The 2358-nt window shown below is 74.7% G+C and carries 1 protein-coding gene and 1 tRNA gene; one reads left to right on the top strand and one right to left on the bottom strand.

Translation table 11 applies throughout. The features are described 5' to 3' along the window. The coding region (locus AOK16_RS24870) for a xanthine dehydrogenase family protein molybdopterin-binding subunit (protein ID WP_055474326.1) at window positions 1-1948 on the top strand (1948 nt) is incomplete at its 5' end. Window positions 1949-2237: 289 nt separating this feature from the next. Here the strand turns inward: AOK16_RS24870 and AOK16_RS24865 are convergent. After that, window positions 2238-2309, bottom strand: a tRNA-Cys gene (locus AOK16_RS24865). Window positions 2310-2358 lie beyond the last annotated feature (49 nt).

Here is a 2358-nt window from a genome sequence, read left to right as displayed (position 1 = left end):
CGCCGCCGACCACCCCGACACCGCCCGCCTGGCCGCCGCGGCCATCGCCGTCGAGTACGAGGTCCTGGAGCCGGTCACCGACCCCGAAAAGGCCTTCGCCGCCGAGCCGTTGCACCCCGAAGGGAACCTCGTACGCCACATCCCCCTGCGCTACGGCGACCCGGACGTCACGGGCGAGGTCGTCGTCGAGGGGCTCTACAGGATCGGGCGCCAGGACCCCGCCCCCATCGGTGCCGAGGCCGGGCTCGCCGTGCCGCGCCCCGACGGCGGCGTCGAGATCTACACCGCCTCCACCGACCCGCACACCGACCGCGACCTGGCCGCCGCCTGCTTCGGCCTGGAGCCCGAGCGCGTCAAGGTCGTCGTCACCGGCGTGCCCGGCGCGACGGGCGACCGCGAGGACGCCGGCATGCAACTCCCGCTGGGGCTGCTGGCGTTGAAGACCGGCTGCCCGGTCAAGCTCGCGGCGACCCGCGAGGAGTCCTTCCTCGGCCACGCCCACCGCCACCCCACCCTGCTGCGCTACCGTCACCACGCGGACGCCGAGGGCCGCCTCCTCAAGGTCGAGGCGCAGATCCTGATGGACGCGGGCGCGTACGCGGACTCCTCCGCCGAATCGCTCGCCGCCGCGGTGGCCTTCGCCGCGGGCCCGTACGTCGTACCGCACGCCTTCGTCGAGGGCTGGGCGGTGCGCACCAACAACCCGCCGTCCGGGCACGTCCGCGGCGAGGGTGCGATGCAGGTGTGCGCCGCGTACGAGGGGCAGATGGACAAGCTCGCGGCGAAGCTGGGCGTCGACCCGGTCGAGCTGCGGCTGCGCAACGTGATGGCCACCGGGGACCTGCTGCCCACCGGGCAGACGGTGACCTGCCCGGCGCCCGTCGCCGAACTCCTGCGCGCGGTACGGGACTTCGACCTGCCCGCGCTGCCCAAGGACGCGCCCCAGGAGGACTGGCTGCTGCCCGGCGGGCCGGAGGGCGCGGGCGAGCCGGGCGCGGTCCGGCGCGGCGTCGGCTACGCGCTGGGCATGGTGCACATGCTCGGCGCGGAGGGCGCCGACGAGGTCGCCACCGCGACCGTGAAGGTCAACGGCGGGGAGGCGACGGTGATCTGCGCCGCCGTCGAGACCGGCCAGGGCTTCGCCACGCTCGCCCGGCAGATCGTGCAGGAGGTGCTGGGCGTCGAGGAGGTCCACGTCGCCCCCGTCGACACCGACCAGCCCCCGGCCGGGCCCGCCTGCCACGGCCGCCACACATGGGTGTCGGGCGGCGCGGTGGAGCGGGCCGCGAAGATGGTCCGCACCCAGCTCCTCCAGCCGCTGGCCCACAAGTTCGGCATGTCCACCGAGCTGCTGACGATCGCCGACGGCAAGATCACCTCGTACGACGGGGTGCTCAGCACGACCGTCGCCGAGACGCTGGACGGCAAGGAGCTGTGGGCCACCGCGCAGTGCCGCCCGCACCCGACGGAGCCGCTGGACGAGACGGGCCAGGGCGACGCGTTCGTGGGCCTGGCCTTTTGCGCGATCCGGGCCGTGGTCGACGTGGACATCGAGCTGGGCTCGGTACGGGTCGTGGAGATGGCCGTAGCCCAGGACGTGGGCCGGGTGCTCAACCCGCGCCAGCTGGCGGCCCGTATCGAGGCGGGCGTCACCCAGGGCGTGGGTGCGGCGCTCACCGAGAACCTCCGCACGGCCCAGGGCGTCGTCCGCCACCCGGACCTGACCGGCTACTCCCTCCCGACCGCCCTGGACGCCCCCGACGTCCGCATCGTCGAACTCCTCGAGGAGCGCGACGTGGTGGCCCCCTTCGGCGCGAAGGCCGCCAGCGCGGTGCCGGTCGTCACCTCCCCGGCGGCGGTCGCCGCGGCCGTCCGAGCCGCCACCGGCCGCCCGGTCAACCGCCTGCCGATCCGCCCCCAGGCGGCGGTGGCGGTGCAGCGGGGCTGAGGCCTGCGGTCTGCGCCTGAGGCCTGCGGTCTGAGGTCTGCGCCTGAGGCCCGGCGGGGCCGGTTCATCGGCCGGGGAAGGGCTGCCGCGGTGCGTCGCCGGCGTCGACCGCCGAGGCCTGGACCCCGCCATTGCCCCGCGGTGTGCCGGCCACGCGGAGTCGGTGGCCGAGCGGACCCGGCTCTTCGGCGAAGCCGGCGGGATCGGTCACGACGGCGTATGCCTTCTGTTCGGGGCTGCCATGTTGTTCGGGGCTGCCAGGTGTCGCCCGGGCGGTGGGGCTCCTCGGAGGCCGTGACCGGAATCGAACCGGTGTAAATCGCTTTGCAGGCGATTCCCTCAACCACTCGGGCACACGGCCGTGTGCTGCTGTGGTCGACCGTAGGCGGGGGCCCGGGAGGGCTCAAGAG

The sequence above is a fragment of the Streptomyces pathocidini genome, assembly GCF_001418495.1.
GTDB lineage: Bacteria > Actinomycetota > Actinomycetes > Streptomycetales > Streptomycetaceae > Streptomyces > Streptomyces pathocidini.
Note: the sequence above shows the minus strand (reverse complement) of the source record. Positions and strands in the feature narration are given on the sequence as shown.